Source organism: Priestia megaterium (assembly GCF_041941685.1).
GTDB classification, from domain to species: Bacteria; Bacillota; Bacilli; order Bacillales; family Bacillaceae_H; genus Priestia; species Priestia megaterium_C.
In genome coordinates this window covers 3563606-3581660 of the sequence record NZ_CP130958.1, presented here as the reverse complement: position 1 = coordinate 3581660, position 18055 = coordinate 3563606, and the positions used below count along the sequence as shown (strand labels likewise).

The window sequence follows — 18055 nt, the reverse complement described above, 5'->3', positions numbered from 1 at the left end:
AAAACGCCCCTTTGCTACATGATTTTATTAAGTGTTTCTTTTTATTAAGCAGCTCTTTAGTTGATTTTATCTTTTTAAAAAATCCAAAACTCACTATATAAGCTATTACTAACAAAATAACAGAATACTAATTTTTATGTAAAAAGCTTTAAAGCCCAGGGACTATATCTATGCGAATTCAACTGGCAGATAGACCAAGATCGTCCACTTTTACCTTTAGAAAAAGAAGCGATAAGTCATAGAAGAAATAAGGTTTCCTTCATAAAGTGAATATTTTCGCATCAAAATGGGTCATTGACAAAGAAAGTTCAGAAAAATATAATACTTATTATATTCTAATATTTTAATGCTTAAATGTTTAAAAGCAGCTAGGAGTTTACAAATGACTCATACATTATCCTTAAATTCTTTATGCAGGCTTCATACAAATCTAGCAGAAGTCGATATTCAAAAGATTGATGAAGTTGCTAAAAATTTGCCGCTTATTGCTGATTTAAACCGAGCAAATGTGTTTATCGATTGTGTAACAAAAGAAGGACAGCATGCAGTTGTAGTGGCAGAAGCGGCACCAGAAACTGCACCGTCAGTTTATGAACGTCCAGTCGCGGGTAAATTTGTGTACCAAGCGTTTGAACCAGCAGTATTCTACACGCTGCAAAATGGAAAACCGATGTCTTTAAATCGTGCCTTAACACAAGAAGGAAAAACGGTAGAACAAAGTGTGGTTCCTATTAAAGGATTTAATAATCGTGTAATTGCTACATTGATTATGGAGAAAGATATCAGTGAAGTAGTTGAACGTCAAGAAAAAATGAAAACGTTATCAAATACAAATGATACGTTAAGCGAAATTTTAATGGAGATGACAGAAAATGCTTCGCTTATTCCAGAGTTTATTGGAGAGGCACTTTTCTTTATTGACCCTAATTTAAACATTCTATATTTTAATTCTGCTGCTTTTAATTTGGTTTCTGAAGTCTGTTCCTCAGAATGTAAGGTAGGGAATCAAATCATCGAATATTTCCCTTGTTTAGAAGAGTTATTTTATCATCCAGAAAAGTTGTTTATGCACGAAGTGACTATTTTAAATAAGGTGTTTCAAGTCAAAAAAGTTAGTTTAAAACAAGAAAACCCAACGAATGGTGCTTTTATTACATTTCGAGATATGACTGAACTTAGAGAGCGAGAAAGAGAACTTGTTGTCAAGTCAGTCATGATTCAAGAAATTCATCATCGCGTTAAAAATAATTTACAGACTATTGCGAGTTTATTAAGGCTTCAGATGAGAAGGGGTCTTCCTGAAGAAAGCAAAGGTCATTTTGTCGAGAGTCTTAACCGGATTTTAAGTATCGCTTCTGTGTACGAGATTATTCTTTCCAATTCTAGCGTAGACAATGTAGATATTCTTAGTTTGATTGAGAAAATTGGTAATATGCTAGTGTATAGCTCTACAGATGAAAATAAAAATATTTCAATTGAATATTCGGGCACTCAGCTTTTTACAAAGTCGGATAAAGCTGTCTCCATAGCATTAATTATTAATGAGCTTATTCAAAACTGTATGAAACATGCGTTTAAGGGGCGAGAAGAAGGTAAGGTTCACGTTTCTTTTCAACAGAATAACTGTGAGATAGAGGTTACAATTAAAGATAATGGTGTTGGGTATTCAAAAGAAGCCAAACCATCTTTAGGATTAGATATAGTTGCCATGATGGTCACTCACGATTTATCTGGTCAATTTTCGATTGAGAGAACTGCAAATGGCACCATGGCATCAGCTAGGTTCCCATTAGAAAGAGGCGGACACCGTGACTAAACGAATTATGATTGTTGAAGATGAGTCAATTGTACGACTAGATTTATCAATGATGCTCTCTGATAATGGTTATGAAATAGTAGGAGAAGCTGGAGATGGAGAAAAAGCGGTTGAATTAGCTTTTGCACTAAAGCCAGATTTGATTATTATGGATATAAAAATGCCGAAGTTAAATGGACTAAAAGCAAGTGAAATTATTTCAAATAAATATAATATTCCCATTCTGCTGTTGACAGCATACAGCCAAAGGGAGTTTATTGATAAAGCAAAAAAAGTGAATATAGTAGGCTATTTAGTAAAACCGATAGCTGAATCAAATTTAATTCCAGCAGTTGAAATCGCTTTACAGCAAGCAGAAAATGCAAAAATGTATGAGCAAAAAGTTCAGGAAATGATTAATGAACTGAAGAAACGAAAAATTGTTGAAAAAGCAAAAGGAATTTTAATGGATAAATATAATTTAACAGAAGATCGTGCTTTCAAAAAAATGCGGACTATTAGCATGAAAAAGCAGGTTCCACTAGAGAAGTTAGCAAAACACATCATTGAGAAATATGGAACTTAACCTCACTGTACAAGTAAATAGTTTGAGCAAAGGTGCTTAGTGGTTTTAAGTGATAAAAAACCACCTGGCACCTTTTTGTCTTTTTTAGGGGAACAATTTTAATCTTTCTCTAGTAGCAAAGCTCTTAACAGGTTACTTCATACGCTTTAAATAGATAGAAATAGTTAAACTATTATCTATTTAAATAAAAATCATCATATAGGAGGAATTGGGTGTGGTTATCATTGGGAAAATCGTGATTTATATTATCATGACTTGTGCAGTGTGTGGGGCTATTGCTGCGATTAGAAATAGTGATGAAGGATTAGGAAAGCAATTCATGGAAGGGTTACATTCTATCGGGTATATTTTTATACCAGCGGCTGGTATCATGGCTGCAACTCCATATCTTTCGTGGTTTATTAGTACGGTATGCGGTCCTTTTTTCTCAGCTATTGGGGCAGATCCTGCTATCGCTGCAACCTCTATCTTAGCAACGGATATGGGAGGATATCAATTAGCACACGTATTAAAAGAGTCGTATGAAGGATGGGTCATGGCCATGATAGTAGGATTTATGGCCGGAGCAACCATTGTATTCTCGATTCCAGTAGGACTTGCCATGCTTGATAAACGCGACCACAAATATATGGCGCTCGGCGTTATGTCAGGTGTGTTAACGATTCCAATTGGGGCTTTTATTTCAAGTGTTTTAATTATGGTAACCAATTCTGATGTGCGTAAAATTATTTCCACTACAAGTGATTCAACATACGAATTTACGATAAGTTATTTGAAAATTATTTTGAATTTATCTCCACTTTTATTATTTGTTGTGCTATTAGCGGTAGGACTATATTTCTTGCCAGATTTAATGATTAAAGGATTTATGTGGTTTGGGCGTATCATGGATGCTGGAATTAAGCTAGTTCTTGTTTTCTCCATTGTTGAAATTTTTACGGGCCTATTCTCTCATTTATTTGGAAGCTGGGGATTTCATCCGATCATGGCTGATAAAGCGGATCAATTCCGTGCGCTAGAAACAGCAGGTTATATTGGCATCATGCTTGCTGGTGCATTTCCAATGGTTTATTTGCTTCAAAAATATGCAGGAAAGCCGCTTGAAACTGTAGGGAAAAAACTCGGATTAAGTAAAGAAGGAAGTGCAGGTATTTTAGCTACAATTGCTAATATTTTAGCGATGTTTAAGCTTATTCGCAGCATGCCTCCAAAAGACAAAGTTATTAATATTTCGTTTGCAGTTTGCTCGGCATTCTTATTAGGAGATCATTTATCTTTCACAGCCAATTTCCAACCGACATTAATTCTCCCCGTTATTATCGGGAAGTTCTCAGCAGGTTTAATAGGCATTGGTTTAGCATATTGGCTATCTGTTCCAAAAGCCTTAGAGCTAGAAAAGAAGGATCGCGAAGCAGGCATTATTGGAAAAGACGAGTACTTAAGTTCAGCAGCTGAACAAAATGAAAAGGTAGAAGAAAAAAGCAGTAAAACACAAGTGATGTAAGCATTGTATAGAATTTGTACGATAAGGGAGAGGTAATTTTTTATGAGTGAAGAAAAAAAGCGTTTTATTCAAGAGTTTGTGCCCGGAAAACAAATTACATTGAGCCATTTAATTGCAAATCCAGATCCGGATATGTTCGAAAAATTAGGTATACAGCAAGAAGGAGCTCTAGGCATTCTAACATTGACTCCAAGTGAGACGGTTATCATTGCAGGTGATTTGGCTACAAAAGCTGCACATGTTCAATTAGGTTTTTTAGATCGTTTTACAGGAAGTCTTGTTATTGTGGGGAGCGTTTCAGAAGTAGATATGGCAATGAGAGAAATCAATCGTTTTCTCTCCGAAACATTAGGTTACACACCTTCGATTATTACAAAATCTTAATTGTATAGTAGGGAGGGGAGACTTATGCATAAAAAAAACAGAGCCATGCTCATTGGTTCAATTGGTGCAGGCAAATCGACATTAACAAATGCTCTGCTTGGAAAGCCGGTCGAAGCAGTTAAAACACAAGCTTTAATCTATTATGATTGGATCGTTGATACACCTGGAGAATATGTTGAAAATCCTTTTTTTTATAAAAATATTATGGCAACCGCTCTTGAAGTTACACATGTGTTATATTTGCAGGACGCCACAAAGAAAAAGACAGTCTTTCCACCCAATTTTAGTACAGGCATTAATAAGTTAGCTATTGGGGTCATTACAAAAAGTGATGCAAAAGATGCTGATGTGAGCTTAGCTATTAAAAAAGCAAGGCAAGTAGTTGTAAATGGTCCTATTGTTGTCACTTCTTCCCGCAATAAAGAAGGGCTTGAAGAGGTTCGAGCTTTGGTACAGTGTCAGTCTTTACAAGAGATGAAACAGTATACTGATAACTGGAAATCGAAATATATTATTTTTTAATGAAAACCTTTACATTTTGTGAAAAATCAGTTATATTCTAAATATACAAAAAAATCACAGGCAAAGGCGCCTTATACAGCTATCTTTCAGGAGATAGTTCGTATGAGGTGCCTTTTTTATTTGACTAAAACAAGACTAATTAGCAATCAGTAATGAATAAAACCTTTTGCTGATTGAAGGTTGATGAGGTGGAGGGATATGAAACAATACGAACCGCTAAAAGAGGAGATTATCAGCGCAGGAATTGATATAGGAACAAGCACAACCAAAATTGTGTTAAGCCAATTTTCTCTGATGAATATGGCAGGAGGAACACACTTGCCGCGTATTGAGATTATTGATAAAGAAATTATTCATCGCAGCCCGATTTATCGAACACCACTTCTCACATCAACAACAATCGATATTGAAGCAATAGAGAAGCTTGTTAGAAATGAGTATGATAAAGCAAACGTTGGTTCTGAAGATATTAAAACAGGTGCCGTGATTATTACAGGTGAAACAGCAACTAAGCAAAATGCCGAAGAAATGATTCACCACCTATCAAATCATGCCGGTGAGTTTTTAGTAGCAACTGCAGGACCTGATCTAGAGGGAATTATTGCTGCAAAAGGATCAGGAGCTTACCAATACTCTAAAAAAACGAGCAAAACTATTGCCAATATAGATGTTGGTGGAGGGACCGCTAATGTAGCAGTTTATCGAATGGGAAGGCTGTGTGGAACCTGCACACTACATATAGGAGGTAGGCTGATAGAGTTTTCGGAAGATAAAATCAGCAGCATTTCGCCACCGGTTAGAAATCTATTAAGAGAGTGGAATAGTACGCTTGTAAAAGGTGACGTACTGGTGGAAGAAGAGGTAAAGAAAATAACAAATTATATGGCTGACGTGATTAGTCGAATGCTAACACGTACCATGACAGCAGAAGACAAGGTACTACTTTTAAGTCATGAACCAAATTGGAAAGAAGAAATTGATGTCATTATGTTTTCTGGTGGAATCAGTGAGTGCCTCTATCAATATGAGTCTAAAGGTTTTGAACAAGCTCCTTACCACGACATAGGAATGATGCTTGCGGACTCTTTAAGAGATAGTCAGAGTTTGAAAGAATGGTCATGGGTTCAGCCTGATGAAACCGTTCGCGCAACCGTTCTTGGTGCTGGTACACAAACGACTGAAATCAGTGGAGCCACGATTCAAGTAGAAACCAAAGATTTACCTGTACGAAATGTACCTGTTTATCAAATTTCTTTTAAGGATGGGTTTCAAAAAAGTGTTCATCACTTAAAGGATGCTGTAAAAGATGCAATTGAGATACATGACCCGCAACAGGAGGGACAAAATTTTGCCTTGTACTTATCTGGGCTTCCGTACGTAAGATTTCGAGATATTCAACAATTAGCAAAAGGTCTGCTAGAAGCAGTGAAACAGAAAAACAAAACAGATCAGCCGCTTATTATTGTTCTTGAGAGCGATTATGCCAAGGTATTGGGCCAAACGCTTGTTGCTCAAGATTCGTCGCAAAGCATTATTTGTATTGATCAAATTAAGGTGGAACACGGTGACTACTTAGATATTGGCCAATTGCTACAAACAAGTGTGGTACCAGTAGTAGTCAAAACCCTTACGTTCCATTCATAAGAAAGGGGGCTTCACTGTTGAAGTTACATACACATTATTTAGGTGCTGTCTATCAATTTTCTGATTTAAAAGATTTGTTTGCTAAGGCAAATGAAGAAAAGTCTGGTGACCGTCTGGCAGGTTTAGCTGCAGAAACCGTTCAAGAAAGAATTGCTGCAAAGGAAGTGCTTAGTGAATTAACACTTTCTGATATTCGCGAAAACCCAATGATCCCACCTGAAGAAGACGAAGTATCTCAAATTATTGAGAGTCAAGTAAATGAACCTATCTATCAAGCAATGAAAAATTGGTCCATAGCAGAGCTTAGAGAGTATATCTTAAGTGATGAAACAACGGGTGAGGATTTAAAGAGGATTAGTCGAGGGTTAAATAGTGAAATTATTGCTGCAGTAGCAAAATTAATGTCAAACCTCGATTTAGTTCACGCCGCAAATAAGGTTGAAATTTTAACAAAATGCAACATTACTATTGGCCAAAAAGGAGTCTTAGCTTCTAGACTGCAGCCTAATCATCCTACAGATAATGTAGAGGGTATGATTGCTTCGTTAAAAGAAGGGCTGTCTTACGGAATTGGAGACGCCGTTATTGGTATTAACCCTGTAGATGATTCAGTTGAAAGTGTAAAACGACTGCTCCAAGCCACAAAAAATTTTATGAATGATTGGGAGATTCCAACTCAAAACTGTGTCTTAGCTCATGTTACGACTCAGATGAAAGCCATTGAACAAGGAGCACCAGCTGATATGATTTTCCAAAGTATTGCTGGAACAGAAGCCGCTAACCGTTCATTTGGAATCAGCGCTGCCTTATTAGAAGAGGCAAATCAATTAGCTAAGATTCACGGAACAGGAACAGGGCCTCAACGCTTATATTTCGAAACAGGACAAGGTTCTGAGCTATCAGCTGAAGCGCACTTTGGAATGGACCAGCTAACGTTAGAGTCGCGTAACTATGGGTTTGCACGTCATTACGACCCTTACATTGTAAATACCGTGGTTGGCTTTATTGGACCGGAGTACTTATATAATAACAAACAAGTTATTCGCGCAGGCTTAGAAGATCATTTTATGGCAAAGATGCATGGAATTCCGATGGGTGTAGATATTTGTTACACCAATCATATTAAAGCAGATCAAAACGATATTGAAGATCTAGGTGTATTGTTAACAGCTGCAGGGGTTAATTTTATCATTGCAACACCAATGGGTGATGATTGTATGCTTAACTACCAATCAATGAGCTACCATGATGTAGCGACTTTAAGGCAAACGATGGGGAAACAGCCTTCTCCTCTATTTGCAGAGTGGCTTGAGAAAATGGGGATTTTTGAACAAGGGAAATTAAGTAAATACGCAGGAGATCCAAGTATTTTTACAAGGTAGGTGATGAAGAGAATGAATCCTGAATTGATTGAAAAAATTACACGATCCATTGTTGAAAAGCTAGAAAAACAATCTAGTTTCGAACAAAGCTCTCCTACTGACGAACGTCAAAGCAGTGTAACTTTCTGGGCCCATACATCTAGTGCAAATAAGAAAGTAATTAATGGTCCTCTAGCTGAAGTAGTAGAAGATAATTCGGCAAAGGAATTGATTAAATTTCCGAATATTCAAGAAAGTGATTCGACATCTCTGCCTGAAAGTAAAATGACTATTCAACAGGAAGAAGATGTTGAATCAAAACAGCAGTTGTCTGGTATTAAAAATCCAGTGAATCAAGAAGAATTAGACATATTGATTCAGAAAACACCTGCCCGAATCGGAATTGGCAGAGCAGGTCTACGTCTACGAACAGAAACATGGTTGAAATTCCGCTATGACCATGCAGCAGCCGTTGATGCTGTGTATGGCAATGTGAACGACGACCTTTTAAAACGGTTGAATTTATTTAAAGTAAATACTCAGGTAACGGATAAAGAAGTATACATTCGCCGACCGGATTATGGACGAAAGCTATCAGACGAAGCAAAGAAGTGCATTCAAGAGAGATGTACCAAATCACCAACTGTTCAAATTATTGTTTCTGATGGTTTAAGCTCCAAAGCTATTGAGGAAAATGTCGAAGATGTTTATTTATCTCTTCAACAGTCCTTAAAAAGTGCAGATTTAGATGTAGGCGTTCCATTTTACATAGAAAAAGGCCGAGTTGCTGTAATGGATGACATTGGTGAACTTCTGACGCCAAAAGTGGTGGTACTTCTGATTGGGGAACGCCCAGGACTTATAAGTGCAGAATCTTTAAGTGCCTATTTATGCTATGAACCGAAAAAAGGAATGATCGAAGCTGAGAGAATGGTGGTTTCCAATATTCATAAAGGCGGTATTCCTCCAGTTGAAGCGGGTGCTTATCTCGGTACATTGGTTCAAAAAATTTTAAAATATAAAGCTAGCGGAGTATCGCTTGTTCAAAAAGAACAATAGAGGTGAATAAGAGTGGCTTTAACACGTATCCATGCTGACATTTTAGCTGTTCGTGTGATTCCAAATGTGGATGACGCCTTAGTTCAACAGTTTAACTTGCAGCCTTACCATAGAAGTTTAGCCATGTTTACATCAAGTGTTGATGACGTAGGCTATACAGCTTTAGATGAAGCCACTAAAAGAGCAGACGTTGAGGTTGCTTATGCCCGTTCCTTTTATGCTGGCGCGGCCCATGCGTCAGGTCCGCTATCAGGTGAAATGATTGGGGTATTAGCGGGTCCAAGTCCAGATGAAGTTAAAGCTGGCATTGAGGCTGTTTTACAAGTGACAAAATCAGATGCCTATTTTGAAGCGTTAAATGAAGAGAAAAATCACGCGCTGTATGCACATGTGGTGGCAAGAACAGGTTCTTATCTTTCTAAAGAAGCAGGAATCGATATTGGCGAACCACTAGCTTATTTAATTGCCCCTCCACTAGAAGCTATGTATGGACTTGATGTAGCGCTTAAAGCAGCTGATGTAGAACTTGTGAAATTTTTTGGCCCTCCTTCTGAAACAAATTTTGGCGGTGGGTTTTTAACAGGATCTCAATCAGCCTGTCAAGCAGCTGCTGATGCGTTTCGCCAGGCTGTTTTAGACATTGCAAGAAATCCAGTTCATTATTAAAAAGCCTATAGACAATAGAAAGGAGTTGTTTGATATGCAGTTTGATCAAGATCTTCAATCTTTACAAGAGATGCGAGATGCAGTGGAAAAGGCAAAAGCCGCACAGCAGGTATACTTGAATTTTTCACAAGAACAAGTAGATCGCATTGTTGAACGGGTTGCCGAAGCAGCCTATTCTAAAGCATTGGAATTAGCGAAAATGGCAGTGGAAGAAACGCGAATGGGTGTTGTAGAACATAAGAAAATCAAAAATGAGGTAGGATCTAGAGCTGTTTATGAATCAATTAAAAACGAAAAAACAGTAGGTATTGTTCACGAAGATAGAGAGAACAAAGTGAGAGAAGTCGCCGCTCCTTTTGGAGTTGTTGCTGGAATTATTCCTACAACTAACCCAACTTCAACGGCTATCTTCAAGACATTAATTAGTTTGAAAACTAGAAATGCTCTAGTGGTCAGCCCTCATCCTCGGGCAATGAACTGTACAGTAGAAGCACTTAAAATTTGTTCCCGTGCAGCAGTTGAAGCAGGAGCTCCAGAAGGGATTATTGGTTGGATTTCTAATCCTTCTATGGCAGCAACCAATGAATTAATGAAGCATAAAGATGTGAACTTAATTCTAGCAACAGGTGGAAGTGGTCTCGTTCGCGCAGCGTATAGTTCTGGGAAACCAGCTTATGGTGTAGGCCCAGGAAATGTACCTGTATATATTGAAAAGACTGCGAAGGTTGACCAAGCAGTAAAAATGATTGTCGATAGCAAAACGTTCGACAACGGCACGATCTGTGCAACCGAGCAAGCGATTGTTGTCGATCTTAATATTCAACAAATGGCTATTAGAGAATTAAAGAATAATGGAGCCTATTTTTTAAATTCAGAAGAGAAAGCCAAGATGGAAAAAGTGATTTCACCGATTCCAAAGAAGCTTAATCCAAATATTGTTGGTCAAAGTGCTGTGAAAATTGCTGAAATGGCAGGTATTACAGTACCTTCTGGTACACGCATCTTAGTTGCTGAAGAAACAAAGGTGGCCAAGGATGTACCATTTTCGATTGAAAAGCTAGCGCCTATCTTCCCATTGTATACAGCTAAGAACGACAAACAAGCAAGGGAATTATGTTTAAGTTTATTAAATCTTGGAGGAAGAGGTCACAGCTTATCGCTTCATACAAACGATGATGCTGTAGCTAAAACGTTTGCTCTTGAAATGCCCGTCTCAAGACTTATGGTTAACACACTCTCGTCAGTTGGAGCTGTGGGTGGTACCACTGGACTTAAGCCTTCCTTTACACTAGGATGCGGTTCGTTCGGAGGTAACATTACATCAGACAATGTGACCGCTCGACATTTATTAAATATTAAGCGAATGGCTTATGGTACAAAAGAGGTGACAATTCCGAAACCATCCGTATCTTTTACCTCTGCTTCGTCAGATACAAAAGATCATCAAGACGTACAGGAAATTGTCAACGAAGTTATGAATCAATTAAAACCACAGGGACCAATTGATTCGGCAGCAATTTCTGAAATGGTTAATCAAGCACTTCAAAAATATCAAACAAACTAATTAGGGGGAATTAAAAATGGCAAGAGAACTAACAGCATTAGGAATGATTGAAACAAAAGGATTAGTAGCATCAGTAGAGGCAGCAGACGCAATGGTAAAAGCAGCAAACGTACATTTAGTTGGTAAAGTTCACGTAGGTGGAGGAATTGTAACAGTTTTGGTACGCGGTGACGTAGGCGCGGTAAAAGCAGCGACAGATTCTGGTGCAGCAGCTGCACAGCGCGTTGGAGAACTTATTTCCGTTCACGTTATCCCACGCCCACACAATGAATTAGAAAGTATTTTACCAAAAATTGATAGTGAACTATAAGCTTAAAAAGTTAGGAGCATAGCGCATGAATAAGCAGGCCATTCAATCGATTGTAGCAGAGGTTGTTCAGCAGTTAAGTCAAACAACCAAGCAAAGCAATACAGTCCCAATGGCTGTATCTGCTAGACACTGTCACTTAAGTATAGAAGATGTAGAAGCGCTTTTTGGAGCAGGGTATGAGCTAACAAAAAAATCAGACCTGTCTCAGCCTGGGCAATTTGCAGCTAATGAAACAGTTACTATTGTGGGGCCTAAAGGAAGCATCGAAAAGATGCGAGTCCTTGGCCCAGCAAGGAGTATAACTCAAGTGGAGGTCAGTAAAACAGATTCAATTAAACTTGGTTCTGTTCCTCCACTACGTGAGTCTGGAGATATAAAGAATTCAGAAGCGATTACATTAGTTGGACCAAAGGGGAGCATTTACAAGAAAGAAGGCTTAATCATTGCTCGAGCTCATATTCATATGACGCCAGGTGATGCTGAAGCTTATGGTGTAAAAAATGGTCAGTGTGTTCGCATTACATCTCAAGGAGAAAGACCTACTACGCTAGAACGTGTATTAATTCGAGTTTCACCAAAGTTTAAGCTTGAAATGCATATCGATACAGATGAAGCGAATGCTGGGCTAATTTCTACTGGAGCTACAGGGATCCTTTCACTATACGAGGAAGCTTTATGAACAATCATGCTCTGATTGAACAAATTGTAGTAGAAGTTTTAAAACGATTAGATAAATCAGACAAGCAGCAACTAAACGTAAAGCCAAAGCTGCTAATCGTGAAAGAGTCGGCAGCAATTGATCCGATTCAAATCAAAAAGTTAGAAACAAGCTGGACACTGATTTACAGCGATGAGCAAAAAGAAAACCTTCCAAAAGATATACAAGGTATTTTATTTGCAGAAGCAAAGCAGGACCTGCTAGTAAAAGGGGCTCTTGGTATGACAGATACACTAGAAAGTTATCTTTTGGCTGAGGCTTTGCTAGAAGGAATTTCTGTTTCACTCATTCCTTCTGTAACTTTAGGAAACGTTTTGCTATCCAGTAATCAAAAAAAACCAGTAAACAACAAATATGCAGCACATTTAATCGCTTATAAAAATACATTAGAAAGCTTTGGGGTAAAAATCCAATCATTTGAGAGGTTTTTGCAATCAGCCTTAAACAGATATTCTTTATCATTTACAGAACGAGTGCTAACCCAAAGACATGTGAAATTAGTAGAAGAAGAAAAAATTACTGTTTCACCTAAAACGATTATCACTCCTTTAGCGCGCGATACAGCAAGAGAATTAGGAAAAGAAATTTGCGTGATAGACGTAGAGGGAGCGGATGTTTTATGAGAATAGGGACAGTAATTGGCAACGTCTGGGCAACAAGAAAAGAAGATAATTTACGCGGTTTAAAGTTTTTAGTTGTTCAACCTGAACATTTAAATAAATCGAATAACGACTCTTCTTTTATTGCAGTCGATCGTATTGGAGCCGGGATTGGTGATAAGGTAATGGTTACTCAAGGAAGTGCCGCAGCACATATGGCATCCGACACTCCATTACCCATTGATGCAATTATTATCGGGATTATAGATTCTGTTGATATAGAAAGAGGTGGAGAGAATGGCTAAAGCTCTTGGCATGATTGAAACAAGAGGCTTAATAGGTTCAATCGTCGCAGCGGATGCGATGTTAAAATCAGCTGATGTCCGCTTAGTGAAGCAAGAAAAAGTGGATGCAGCCCTTGTAACAGTGTTAGTTGAAGGTGATGTTAGTGCAGTACAGGCAGCTGTAGATATGGGAAAAGAAGAAGCGGCTCGCGTTGGAGAATTAGTGTCAGCGCATGTAATTCCCCATCCTGATGAAGAGGTTGGAAATAGCCTATTAAAAGATGAAAATAAAGAATCGCAGTCAAAGGAGACACCTAAAGACAATAAAGCGACTAAAAAATCATCTGCTGCTAAAACAAAATCCAGTATTCAATATAAAGCAAAAGCAGATTCTGCTGCTGTAGAAGAAGATCAAAAAGTAGAATAACATGCATATAAACGACGAGGAATGGGGGATAAATCATGGCATTTAAGCGTAAAAAAATAGCTGTAATTGGAGCGGGATTTACAGGAGCCACAGCAGCATTAATGATGGCACAAAAAGAACTTGGAGACGTAGTATTAGTTGATATTCCCTCCCAGACTAACCCGACTAAAGGAAAAGCACTTGATATGTTAGAGGCAAGCCCAGTTCAAGGATTTGACGCTAATATTAAGGGAACATCTAGCTATGAGGACATTCAGGATGCAGATTTAGTATTAATTACTGCAGGACTTCCAAGAAAACCGGGAATGAGCCGTGACGATCTAGTTTCAACAAACGCAAAAATTATGAAAGAAGTATCGGAAAATGTAAAAAAGCATGCACCAAATAGTTATATCATTGTATTGAGTAATCCAGTTGATGCAATGACATACGTTTGTTATAAAACTACGGGGTTCCCTAAGAATAGAGTAATAGGTCAATCTGGTGTATTAGATACAGCCCGCTTTAATACATTTGTGGCTCAAGAATTAAATATCTCTGTTGAAGATGTATCAGGATTTGTTTTAGGGGGCCACGGAGATGATATGGTGCCATTAGTTCGTTATTCGTATGCCGGAGGAATTCCACTTGATAAAATCATTTCACCTGAACGTATAGAAGCTATTGTAGAGCGAACACGCAAAGGTGGAGGAGAAATCGTTAACCTGCTTGGAAATGGAAGTGCCTATTATGCTCCTGCTGCTTCTATGGTTCAAATGGCAGAAGCGATCCTAAAGGATAAGAAGCGAATTCTCCCTTCTGTAGCTTATCTAGAAGGGGAATATGGCTGTAATAATCTTTACCTAGGTGTACCCACAATCCTAGGAGGGGATGGAATTGAACATATCATTGAACTGCCTTTAACGGAAAAGGAAAATGAAGGGTTAAAACGTTCAATCAAATCTGTACAAAGCGTTATGGCTATTTTAGAGTCTTCAGAAGTATTCAGCTAAACCAACTTCTTTTTTTTCAGCTGCTTAGTATTAAAATTTAGAGGTATTTTAAAGTTATGTACTTGAAGGAATTGAACCAATAGAAACTGCTGAATATTTTCTAATCGTTTGAGTATGTGAAGGAATTTCTCAGCAGAAAAAAATAATAACGATACAGAAAACTAAGTGAAATGCATCCTGTTATATTTGTAGGATGCATTTTTGTATGAATAAGTGACAATTACTTTTATGGTTACTTATTGTACTTGTAGCTTTAGTCGTAAATAATTTACGAAATGATAGAGCTTATCCAACTTTTTCGTGGTGAAGTGGGAGGGAGATTAAAGATCGAACATTATAATAATTTCTTTACATCCGGTACCAAACAGCAGAATGGTCTATGGGACAGCTTTAGTTGAACGGTTAAATAAATCAGCGGGTGGATCTTGAACTGTAAAAAAATAGGTAAAAAGAGCTTGTGCCCATACATAACCCTAATGATCGAAAGCTAATGTATATAGATAAACTTAAAATTTCTATGTATGTACAACAACCCTAAAGTTTTCATCAAAAAACATACGACCCTCTATTAATCCAATCAACTCTTATATATGAAAACAGCTTTGTTTGTAATAAAGTTACGTTCTCCAGCCAATAGTAAGTAACGGCAGGAAGTGACTGTAAGTTGACTTACATACATAGGTGTAGAAGAGCACTTTTTAAATAAAGGAGTTTTTATGGATATAAATAAGGGAAAGCACAAGCTCGAACTAATAAAAGGATTAATACTTATAGCTAAAATATCTATAGCTTCTGGTGTATCGTGGGAGCTTGCAAAAATGTTAGGCTCTAAACATCCTTATTTGGCGCCTTTAACCGTGATTCTTTCTATCCAAGAAACCATCCAGCATTCTGCTGTGTATGCTTTTTATCGAATTATCGGCACTCTTTTTGGAATTGCTGCTACGATTTTTATCATTAAACATTTAGAAGTAAACGGGTGGACAATAGGGTTATTATTAACAATAGGAATGGTGCTTCCTGTTGTACTAAGGCTACATAAGACGATTATTCATCAAATTGCTCTTACCATTTTATTAGTTTTTGTATTCGTTCATAAAACAAATTATTATGTCTCTGATCGAATAAGAGACACGATCATAGGAGCCCTTGTCGCTATTATGATCCATATCATAATTGTTCCTCCAAATTATGTAAAAGACGCTCGTAGAACCTTAACCCAATTTGGAATAGACCTTGGACAATTATTTAAAAAGGTGGCTTATTGGGTAAACAATAACTGCGAATTCGTTGAGGGAGAAAATTTAATAGATGATACAACTAACCTGCTTCAGGAACTTCATCAGGTCGAAAAGGAATTCGAAAAAGCAGAAAAGAGTTTAAGGTTGAACCCATTTGGTAGAAATAAAAAGCAGCAGTTAAAACAAAACGAACAATTCCTTTTTCAACTGAAGCATGGGTACACCTATATTTCGGGTGTACTCACTACATTTAATGACTGGTCCGAAACGAATTCTCTACCCACAGTTGATCGGCAAAAGTGGGCTGTTCAACTACAAGTATTAGGAGAATACATCACCAAACAAGCTAATCAAAACTTAGAAAATCGGGCTATAAACAAATCGTCTTTGGATTTACTGAACCTGTCTGCGATTCCTTTACAAATCCTTATCCCACCTGAATTAGAGTCCCGTCGACATCAATTAAGTCTATATAATGATACGCTTAAATTAATTGATAAATTAAAAGCAAAATGATACTAATTCAAGTGATATAGATATCCCTTGTATAAATGAGGTGATAACTTCAGTATCCAGTTGTAGAACTATACATGCATAGTAGAAGAGGAAAAGAAGTTACCAGGGTGTGACTTCTGTTTTTATTCAATAAATAATACAATTTAGCTTTTATATTTTCCGTTCCCACGCTCATATCCATATAAAATCATGAATATGTTTTTAATACGTCGTTAAGCGTTTCAACTAGCTACAAAAAAATATAAAAATTTATATTGACAGTGGAACCATATGATTTTATAATTATCCTTAATTCAATATATTTTAATTCGAGATTTTAAATTGATGAAAAAATAGGAGGAATAAAAAATGGTGAGCATTGGTTTATTGTTAATACGTTTGGTCATTGGATTATCTTTTATGGCACATGGAACTCAGAAGTTGTTTGGCTGGTTTGGCGGCCACGGGTTAAAAGGAACGGGAGGCTGGTTTGAATCCATCGGAATGAAGCCAGGTGTTAGAATGGCTTTAATGGCTGGATTATCCGAGCTAGTAGGAGGAGCTTTATTTGCTGCAGGACTTCTTACACCGCTAGGAGCGCTTTTGATTGCAGGAACAATGGTCATGGCGATTGTGAAAGTACACGGTCCGAATGGATACTGGGCAACACAAAATGGGTATGAATACAACCTTACGCTTTTAGTTGTAGCGATCGGTATAGCAATTGCAGGACCAGGTTATTATGCGATAGACACTTTTATTTTCTAAAAGAGAAAATGGGTTGGAATAAGAAAGACGCTTTTATTTTTTAATTAATATCTCGAATTCGAGATATTTACGATAAATAGTTGTAATTATAAGAGGGATAACGAAACATATGACGAAAAATGTATCGAAGGAGATGGTAGTAATGATTAAAAAAACAGCGGGTATTCATCATATCACGGCGATTGTAGGTCATCCTCAAGAAAATGTTGATTTCTATGCGGGCGTGTTAGGATTACGCTTGGTCAAACAAACGGTAAACTTTGATGATCCAGGAACGTATCACCTTTACTTTGGGAACGAAGGCGGAAAACCTGGAACGATTATCACATTCTTCCCGTGGGCAAATGCACGACAAGGACAGATTGGTGACGGGCAAGTTGGCGTAACTTCATATGCAGTTCCAAAAGGTGCGATGGACTTTTGGGAACAGCGATTAGCTAAGTTTGGAGTTCCTGTTACAAAGATGGAGCGATTCGGAGAACAGTATTTAGAGTTTGACGACCCTCATGGTTTACATCTAGAGATTGTGGAAAGAGAAGAAGGAGAAAAGAATACGTGGCAAGCTGGTGAAATTAAACCTGATGTTGCTATTAAAGGATTCGGAGGCGCTACATTATTATCTGTTAAGCCTCATGAAACAGCCCAGTTATTAGAAAATGTAATGGGGCTAAAAAAAGTGGGGCAAGAAGGAGATTTTATACGTTTTCAATCATCAGCTGACATTGGTAATATCATTGATTTAAAATTAACAACCATTGGACGCGGGCAAATGGGCGTTGGAACGGTTCACCATATTGCATGGAGAGCGAAAGATGATGAAGATCAATTAGAATGGCAGAAATACGTAGCCGATAGCGAATACGGAGTGACGGCTGTTCGAGATCGAAATTACTTTAATGCAATTTACTTTAAAGAGCACGGAGAAATTCTATTTGAAATTGCAACAGACCCTCCAGGTTTTGCACATGATGAATCACTTGAAACCATGGGAGAAAAGCTCATGCTGCCTGAACAGTACGAAACCCATCGAGATCAAATTGAAAGAGCTTTGATTCCTTTTGAAGTGAGAGAATTAGACTAACTCTTGACGAAAGAATTCTTTTAGTAATAGTAAAGCGCTAGTTCAATCCTATATT

Annotated in this window: 19 protein-coding genes; all 19 read left to right on the top strand. The window is 37.6% G+C overall.

Annotation, left to right across the window (positions count from 1 at the left end; all coding sequences use genetic code 11):
* Window positions 1-382: 382 nt before the first annotated feature.
* The 19 genes from Q5794_RS18955 to Q5794_RS18865 all read left to right on the top strand — a co-directional run bounded on the left by Q5794_RS18955 (window position 383) and on the right by Q5794_RS18865 (window position 18000).
* Window positions 383-1816: a histidine kinase N-terminal domain-containing protein gene (locus Q5794_RS18955; protein ID WP_374988307.1), complete on the top strand. Its 1434-nt coding sequence runs from the start codon at window positions 383-385 to the stop codon at window positions 1814-1816.
* Entirely contained in the window at window positions 1809-2381 is a 573-nt protein-coding gene (locus Q5794_RS18950; RefSeq protein ID WP_374988306.1) for an ANTAR domain-containing response regulator, read from the top strand. The genes Q5794_RS18955 and Q5794_RS18950 overlap by 8 nt, the downstream gene beginning before the upstream one ends.
* Before the next feature lie 214 nt (window positions 2382-2595).
* The gene (gene eutH, locus Q5794_RS18945; protein WP_214987265.1) at window positions 2596-3885 is read left to right on the top strand and encodes an ethanolamine utilization protein EutH; all 1290 of its coding nucleotides are present in this window, start codon (window positions 2596-2598) and stop codon (window positions 3883-3885) included.
* A gap of 42 nt (window positions 3886-3927) precedes the next feature.
* Window positions 3928-4269, top strand: coding sequence for an ethanolamine utilization microcompartment protein EutS (eutS, locus tag Q5794_RS18940; RefSeq protein ID WP_013058372.1), 342 nt, complete (start codon window positions 3928-3930; stop codon window positions 4267-4269).
* A gap of 24 nt (window positions 4270-4293) precedes the next feature.
* A complete protein-coding gene (locus tag Q5794_RS18935; RefSeq protein WP_053487604.1) occupies window positions 4294-4791 on the top strand; it encodes a EutP/PduV family microcompartment system protein in 498 nt (165 codons plus the stop codon).
* Between the two features lie 198 nt (window positions 4792-4989).
* Window positions 4990-6435 carry an ethanolamine ammonia-lyase reactivating factor EutA gene (locus Q5794_RS18930; protein ID WP_374988305.1) on the top strand — a complete coding sequence of 482 codons (1446 nt, stop codon included), beginning with the start codon at window positions 4990-4992 and terminating at the stop codon, window positions 6433-6435.
* Window positions 6436-6452: 17 nt separating this feature from the next.
* The gene (locus Q5794_RS18925) at window positions 6453-7817 is read left to right on the top strand and encodes an ethanolamine ammonia-lyase subunit EutB (protein WP_214987264.1); all 1365 of its coding nucleotides are present in this window, start codon (window positions 6453-6455) and stop codon (window positions 7815-7817) included.
* 12 nt (window positions 7818-7829) lie between these two features.
* Window positions 7830-8855 (top strand): ethanolamine ammonia-lyase subunit EutC, encoded by a 1026-nt coding sequence (eutC, locus tag Q5794_RS18920; RefSeq protein WP_374988304.1) that lies wholly within the window; start codon window positions 7830-7832, stop codon window positions 8853-8855.
* 12 nt (window positions 8856-8867) lie between these two features.
* A complete protein-coding gene (gene eutL, locus Q5794_RS18915; protein ID WP_192994983.1) occupies window positions 8868-9521 on the top strand; it encodes an ethanolamine utilization microcompartment protein EutL in 654 nt (217 codons plus the stop codon).
* A 34-nt stretch (window positions 9522-9555) separates the two neighbouring features.
* Entirely contained in the window at window positions 9556-11085 is a 1530-nt protein-coding gene (locus tag Q5794_RS18910; RefSeq protein ID WP_374988303.1) for an aldehyde dehydrogenase family protein, read from the top strand.
* A 16-nt stretch (window positions 11086-11101) separates the two neighbouring features.
* On the top strand, window positions 11102-11395 hold the full coding sequence (gene eutM, locus Q5794_RS18905; protein ID WP_013058365.1) for an ethanolamine utilization microcompartment protein EutM: 294 nt from the start codon (window positions 11102-11104) through the stop codon (window positions 11393-11395).
* A gap of 25 nt (window positions 11396-11420) precedes the next feature.
* On the top strand, window positions 11421-12074 hold the full coding sequence (locus Q5794_RS18900) for a phosphate propanoyltransferase (RefSeq protein ID WP_214987262.1): 654 nt from the start codon (window positions 11421-11423) through the stop codon (window positions 12072-12074).
* The gene (locus Q5794_RS18895; RefSeq protein ID WP_214987261.1) at window positions 12071-12736 is read left to right on the top strand and encodes a hypothetical protein; all 666 of its coding nucleotides are present in this window, start codon (window positions 12071-12073) and stop codon (window positions 12734-12736) included. The genes Q5794_RS18900 and Q5794_RS18895 overlap by 4 nt, the downstream gene beginning before the upstream one ends.
* Entirely contained in the window at window positions 12733-13017 is a 285-nt protein-coding gene (locus Q5794_RS18890; RefSeq protein ID WP_374988302.1) for a EutN/CcmL family microcompartment protein, read from the top strand. Before Q5794_RS18895 ends, Q5794_RS18890 begins: the two co-directional genes overlap by 4 nt.
* Entirely contained in the window at window positions 13010-13423 is a 414-nt protein-coding gene (locus tag Q5794_RS18885; RefSeq protein WP_013084349.1) for a BMC domain-containing protein, read from the top strand. Before Q5794_RS18890 ends, Q5794_RS18885 begins: the two co-directional genes overlap by 8 nt.
* A 35-nt stretch (window positions 13424-13458) precedes the next feature.
* The gene (gene mdh / locus Q5794_RS18880) at window positions 13459-14415 is read left to right on the top strand and encodes a malate dehydrogenase (protein ID WP_214987259.1); all 957 of its coding nucleotides are present in this window, start codon (window positions 13459-13461) and stop codon (window positions 14413-14415) included.
* Between the two features lie 716 nt (window positions 14416-15131).
* Entirely contained in the window at window positions 15132-16172 is a 1041-nt protein-coding gene (locus Q5794_RS18875) for an aromatic acid exporter family protein (RefSeq protein WP_214987258.1), read from the top strand.
* A 348-nt stretch (window positions 16173-16520) separates the two neighbouring features.
* Entirely contained in the window at window positions 16521-16919 is a 399-nt protein-coding gene (locus Q5794_RS18870; protein WP_214987257.1) for a DoxX family protein, read from the top strand.
* 142 nt (window positions 16920-17061) lie between these two features.
* Window positions 17062-18000: a ring-cleaving dioxygenase gene (locus Q5794_RS18865; protein WP_214987256.1), complete on the top strand. Its 939-nt coding sequence runs from the start codon at window positions 17062-17064 to the stop codon at window positions 17998-18000.
* Window positions 18001-18055 lie beyond the last annotated feature (55 nt).